The following is a 6,000-nucleotide window of genomic DNA, read 5'->3' on the forward strand; positions in this document are numbered from 1 at the left end:
AGGGGCGCGGGCGGGCCTTCGCGGCGGGGTCCCGGACGCGGTGCCGCGCGCCTGCCCGCCGTACGGCGAGGGCCAGGCCCGCGCGGCTGCGTACCGTTGTCTACGCGCGTGTCAGGCCCGCTCCGAGCCCCGAGGCCCCGGAGCGGCACCGCGACGCCGAACAGCCGCGCCCACGGGCCGCAGAAGCCCGCCACCACGCCTCCACCGGTCCCGCCGGGCCCAGGTAGCCATCATCGAGGACGCGACAGCCCGTCTGCGACCCGCTGAGGGGGCGCAGCAGGCGCGCACGGGCGAGGGGCCGTCGGGTGCACGGGCCGGTGCGCCGAGGGCGTCAGGTGGCGGTGTGGGGGTCGGGGGCGGCCTTCGCGCTCGTGCGCGGCTGCCTGTTCGTCGAGCTTCAGTGCTCCAGCGAGGGCCGTGTGCTTCCGGCAGCATGACCGCGGTGCAGATCGCGACGGCATGGCGCAGTCCGGCGGCGCCAGGTCCTCCAGCGCGCGGGTGGGTCCCGTTTCTCCCGCAGCGACGCGGCGTACGACCGTGGTCGTCGCGAACTCGGTCTCCGGCGGCGCCAGGGCCGCCAGCATGTTGAGGTTCCCCACCGTCATGGAGGGCTCCCCGAGGTCCTCGAAGAGCGCGTCGTGATCCAGGACCAGCCACGCCAGGAGGTCCTTCATCTGGCCGGTGTCCAGGCCGGTGAGGCAGGCGCCGATGTGGGCGGTGTCCCGGGCGAGACAGGCACGAGTCAGATCGGCTGCCCGCCATAGCGTCTCGATCAGCCGCACATTGCCCGCATACGCCATGCCCCTCTTGTACCGGAGCGGCAGGGGGCCGCACGGCGGTTCCGCGTTCGGGTTGACCACGGCGGGCGGCGTACCCCTTCAGGGCCGGCTCGGGTGCCGCCCCCCCCGCGGCACGGTGCCGCGCCGAGGGGCGGGACGGTCTTGCCCCTGGGCGCCTGTATCCGGTCAGGGATGGTGTCGCTCGGCGCGGCAGTCGCCTGATCAGAATTCGTCGTCGATGAACGGGGTCGGGGTGTCCTCACGGTCTCTGTGCAGGTCTTCCAGGCCCTTGACGGTGCCGGCACCGAAGAAGCGGTAGGGCTGGGTGCGGTGCCACCAGCCGTTGCCCCGTCCTTTCGCGATCCCCGCCCCCTGCTCGGTGACGAGCATGTGGGCCGCTTGGCCCGCGGCGCTGAGCAGCAGGAGGCCCGAGATCAAGAGGGCGATGGTCAGCGCGCCGGGATCCGGCAGCGAGAGCGCGAAGCCCACGGCGAACCCGGCGCCGGGTATCAGGGAGAGCAGGAGGACCAGCAGCTCGCGCCGCTTGCGCACACGGGTGAGCTCAGCGCTCAAGATGCGCAGACCGACTGAGTTCCCGCAGGTGGCGCAGCGCAGCCACCCCGTGCGCACGCCGCTCTCCGGGCGGTCGACCAGCGTCTGCTGGATGCCGTAGGAGATCGTGGTGGACGTCATGCGGCTGTCGATACCCGTCGTGTGGATCAGCTTCACCCTGACCTGTGGCTCCACCCGCATGTCCGGCGAGCCTAGCCGCCAGCCCCGGGACCGGTCCCTGAAGCCGCGTGCGCCGCCCGCCGGCTACGGCCCCTTCCCGGACGGCCCCGAGGAGCCCGGCCAGTTCGTGCCGGAGCTGGAGGCCGTGCTGCGGGTCTACCTGGACCACCCCGCCTGGGCCGATGGGCGGCCGGGCCCCGTCGGTGGGGCCTGGCCGCCTTGAGCGCTACCGCTGTACCGGCACCACCGCGTTGCTCGGGTCCGATACCTGGCTCAGGCCCCGGCACTCTGCCGTGATCGGGTCGCAGTCCCAGGCGTAGCTGACCTGGACCGTGAACGACTCGGTGCCCCGCAGGTCCGTCAGCCGTTGGTACACGCACGGATACGGCTCCGGGCCGTTGTCCGCGCAGATCCGGAACTTGTACACCCACAGGTCGCCGGTCTGGTTCGGGGCGTACGGGTGGAAGCCGGCGCCGTCCGCCTGGACCCGGATCGCCGGAGTCGCCGACTGCGGGATGTCCGGCCCGGGCGAGGGCGGCGCGAAGCGCACCGTGACCACCCCGGATTCGTCCGGGGCGCAGGGCGCTTCACATCCCTCCACCGCCGCGTCCACCATGTGCATCGTCGGTGGCTTCGGGCGCTCGTCGGCTGCTGCCGCCGACCCTCCGGCCAGCACCACACCGAACGTCATCAGCACGGCCGCGGCCGCTTTCACCACGCGTGCACGCCTTCGCATACGGTCCTCCTTGCCGTCGATGAAACGCAAGCAGCGAGGCCCGTGCACCGGCCGTCGCACGGGCCTCGCACGCGCTTACGGCGGCACGCACCAGAACCGTTCAACGGCCGTGGAATCCGTTACACAGCAAGCCCTGTCAGGTCGTCAGGACCACCTTGCCGAAGAGGTCGCCGGCCGCCGTCTTCTCGAAGCCCTCCCTCGCCCGGTCCAGCGGCAGCACCGTGTCGATCACCGGCCGTACGCCCTTCGCCGCGCAGAAGTTCAGCTGCCCCGCCAGTTCCTCCTTGCTGCCCATCGTCGTGCCGACGACCTTCAGCTCCAGGAAGAAGATCCGCTGCAGCTCCACCGCCGGCGCGCGAGGGGGACAGCCGACATCGGCGGAACGCCCTCGCACTCCGCTGGCGACAACCGCCCCGCGACGCTGAACAGCCGTGCCCACGGCCGCAGAAGCCCGCCACCACGCCTTCACCGGCCCCGCCGGGCCCCCGGTTAGCCACCGAGGACGCGACAGCCCGTCTGCGACCCGCTGAGGGCCGCGGCAGGCGCGCACGAGCAGGGGGGCCGTCGGGGTGCACGGACCGGTGCGCCGAGGGGCGCGCAGACGGGTGCACGGACCGGCGTCGACGGGTGCGATGCGTTCGTGGACGTCGCCAGCCGCTACCTGACCACCCCATGAGGGAAGTAGCCGGCGCCCGCCGGAACCCCCTTGACAAGCTTGCTGACCTCGCACGATCCCGCCCCCTGTGCGGGGCCCGAAGCAACCTGACAGGCACCCCGAGAGGCAAGCCGAAGGGCCCCCTGAGAGGCCCTCTGAGGGGCAAGCCGAGGGGCGACCTCCGGGGGTGCCGGTCCGGGTACCGCTCCGGGTGCCTGCCAGACGGGTCCAGGGCCCGCTGCGCCTTGGCGCCGGTCACCCCGGCCTTGTTCTCTTCCCGCGCGGCGTCCGACTTGACTTCCCAGGAGAAGGCCAGATCACAGTAAGGTCAGCCGCTGCCGCACGGTCATCATCATCACCGGCTGCGGCGTGATGAATCCGGGCCCTGCATGCGCGCCTACACGTGCGCGTGCAGGGCCCTTCACTCGTTCATCTGGCGAGGCCCGGCCCGTGAACCGGACTTGCGCGGCTTGCCCCGCATCCCGGCATCATCACCACGGTGCCGCGTGTGCCGGCACCACTGCCGCGGGTCTGCCGCGCGGACTGCTGCGGGTATGAGCCGGTGCCAGCGTCAGCGCTAGCACATCCACCAGCACACCCGCGGCGCCCCCCCCCGGGGGGGGAAACAGACGCTGCTGACACACAGACAGACGTGTCACCGCCGCCCGGCCCCTTGACCACCGCCCCTGACCTGGAAGTCATCCGCCCGCCTCGGCGGACACCGCGAAACCAGCGGGGAAAGCCCCGGGGAAACCGGTGGGGACACCAGCAGCGAAACCGGACACCTTCGGGAAACCCGAGCTGCCGCCGGCGCTTTCACCGCGGCGCCGTGCAAGCCCTAGCGCAACCGCCCCGCGTGCAGGAAGGCGTTAAACGCGGGAAGCACTAGCAAGTTGAAGGCGCTGGTCTAGCACCCGGTCCCCGCGGCGGTGAACAAGACATCTCCCGGGGCCGGGCGGGGTGCCGCCAAGGCCGCTAGATCGCTAGATGCCTGGTCAACAGGGGTGTGCCTAGCAGTGGGGGCGCTAGGTCTTAGCACCCCCGCTAGCACCGCCCCGGCCGCGTGTCCTCACCGCACATCCAGCCCATCCGGGGCTGGCCAGACCGGACTTGCGGAGCTAGCCCCCGACCTCAGCACTCTGAGCCAGCCCCGTCCCGGGAGGTAATCCACCCCCTAGACCCGGGAGGGCACACACCGGGGGCCGCGCGCCCCGCCGCCTACACACCATCTGACCGAGGGGAAAACCCGTGTCTCCGCTTGCCCAACTCGTCGTGCTGCTCCTGGTCCTCGTCGGGCTGCTCCTGGCCGCCGGCATCTTCTACGTCGTGCACCGCCACCCGGCGGTGTACCCCCCGCTCACGGCCGCGTGTGCGGTGGTGATGGTCGTGGTCGTGTTGGTCGGCGTGATCCTCGCCCCATGACCGGCAGGCCGCGCCCGTCCGGGGGCGCCGGCGCCCGCGCCTCCCGGCCGTACGGGGGCGTTCGGGCGCCAGGGCCCCGGGGCGGCCGAAGTAGGGCCCGTCCTGGGCAGACGTCGACTGAGCTACCCACTGCCCTTGCCACTGGGGTGTCCTCTGCCCGTACGACTGCGGTGTCGACTGCGCTGGACACCCACCCGGGCTACCAGCGCATCATCGCAGGCCAGGCACCGTTGCTGATCGTGGTGACATCCGAACGTCCCTCCTGGCGGCCCTGCTCGCACCTGGCACCGGGTGATGGCGGGGAAGGGGCGAGAGCAGCGCAGGGCCGCGGCGGAGAGAGCGACCGCGGCCCCGGGTCCCGCCGCCGGCGGGGGTGCGTGGAGGGGTGCGGCGAAGGGTGCGCCGACCGGTGCGCGGACCGGTGCGCCGACGGGTGCAACCGGCCCGGACGGAGGGCCGGTTGCACCGCAGGTCGGACCAGCTGTGCAAGCGGCCCTGCGCCGCCGACACCTCTTCTCTGCTGAAGGGAAGAGGTGTGCGTCTGCCCTCGCCGGGCGCGGCGCGGGGCTCCGGCTGGGCCCGGGGCGTTGTCGGTGCCGGTGGCTATCGCGTGTAGTGGCCGCACCGCGTCGGCCTGACTCCGAGCCGTATCCCGCCCACGCCGGGGCGCGGCCTTCGAGGACAAGGGGCACTGCCTCACGCGCGTTCGCATCAGCTTGTCCACGGCTGGCTCTTCGTGGTGGTGATGCGTGGGGTCGTCACCGGGACCGGGAGAAGACCGTGACTGCCGACAAGCAGGCCAAGCGCGCCGCCCGCGCCCTCGCAGAGCGCGAGGGCATCTCGTACACCGCCGCCCGCCGCCGCCGTCGAGACGGCTGGCGGACGGGTGGCTGACTGGATGGTCGACATCGATGAGGACCGGCGGATCTACCTCACCCTCGGCAAGGACGACGACGACCTGGACGAGGACGAACGGCGCTGGATGCTGGGCTGGATCGACACCCACGGCTGGTTCAGCCTCCGAGAGCCGGCCCGCGGCGAAGCGCTGGGCGACCTCCTGGAAGACCTGCCCGTGCCGTACATGGCGCTGCCGGACGAGGTTGCCCAGGCGGAGCCCACCTGTGGGGCGGCGCCAACAGCGACGAACCGCCGGGGCCGGAACGCCCCGCCTCCGGATGGGCACCGCCCGCGGACTACGACCCCGCCCCGGACGGCCCCGAAGAACCCGGCCACAGGACGCCGGAACTGGAGGCCGCGCTGCAGGCCTACCTGGACCACCCGCCCACTCGCCACACCCGACGCGAGGCGCCCTGACGCAGCGGGGGGTAGGGAATTCCCGGGTCGTTACTGCGGTCGCACTGTTCTCGCCCGGTACGCCGAGGCCGGTGACCGCACTCGGCACATGTGGCCCCCTCAGCTCTATTCGATAGGCACGGTGGGGTCGCCGACGGCGATGATCTCGTGTCGGTGATGACCCGGATCGGCACGTCGGTGAAGTCGGTGATGGTCGCGTCCTGGTAGTCCGTACTCGAACGCCGACGTCCCGGGGGTTGATCGCCAGGTCGAGGTGGTCCGGCGGCGGGATGTCCCCGACGTAGAGGAGGACTCGTGCGTCGGGGTCGTCGAAGCCCTCGTTGAACTGGCCGGTCATGCGGACCGTGGAGGTCTCGGTCTGG

The 6,000-nt window shown here is 72.2% G+C and carries 5 protein-coding genes and 1 pseudogene; 2 read left to right on the forward strand and 4 right to left on the reverse strand.

Annotated elements, in window-relative coordinates; genetic code table 11:
* Positions 1-230: 230 nt before the first annotated feature.
* Both DMB38_RS35975 and DMB38_RS35980 read right to left on the reverse strand, forming a co-directional pair.
* Entirely contained in the window at positions 231-800 is a 570-nt protein-coding gene (locus tag DMB38_RS35975) for a hypothetical protein (protein WP_125933393.1), read from the reverse strand.
* A gap of 201 nt (positions 801-1,001) precedes the next feature.
* Positions 1,002-1,472, reverse strand: coding sequence for a hypothetical protein (locus DMB38_RS35980; protein ID WP_125938710.1), 471 nt, complete (start codon positions 1,470-1,472; stop codon positions 1,002-1,004).
* Here DMB38_RS35980 and DMB38_RS35985 point away from each other — a divergent pair.
* A complete protein-coding gene (locus DMB38_RS35985) occupies positions 1,462-1,734 on the forward strand; it encodes a hypothetical protein (RefSeq protein ID WP_125933392.1) in 273 nt (90 codons plus the stop codon). The genes DMB38_RS35980 and DMB38_RS35985 overlap by 11 nt on opposite strands.
* Before the next feature lie 3 nt (positions 1,735-1,737).
* On the opposite strand, the gene DMB38_RS35990 is transcribed toward DMB38_RS35985, so the two are convergent.
* The gene (locus DMB38_RS35990) at positions 1,738-2,247 is read right to left on the reverse strand and encodes a hypothetical protein (RefSeq protein WP_125933391.1); all 510 of its coding nucleotides are present in this window, start codon (positions 2,245-2,247) and stop codon (positions 1,738-1,740) included.
* 136 nt (positions 2,248-2,383) lie between these two features.
* Positions 2,384-2,590, reverse strand: a pseudogene (locus DMB38_RS35995) (zinc-binding dehydrogenase); the annotation flags it as partial.
* Positions 2,591-4,150: 1,560 nt separating this feature from the next.
* Between DMB38_RS35995 and DMB38_RS36360 the strand changes: the two are divergent.
* Positions 4,151-4,324: a hypothetical protein gene (locus DMB38_RS36360; protein WP_164715897.1), complete on the forward strand. Its 174-nt coding sequence runs from the start codon at positions 4,151-4,153 to the stop codon at positions 4,322-4,324.
* Positions 4,325-6,000 lie beyond the last annotated feature (1,676 nt).

It is taken from the genome of Streptomyces sp. WAC 06738, assembly GCF_003945505.1.
In the GTDB taxonomy this organism is placed as follows: domain Bacteria; phylum Actinomycetota; class Actinomycetes; order Streptomycetales; family Streptomycetaceae; genus Streptomyces.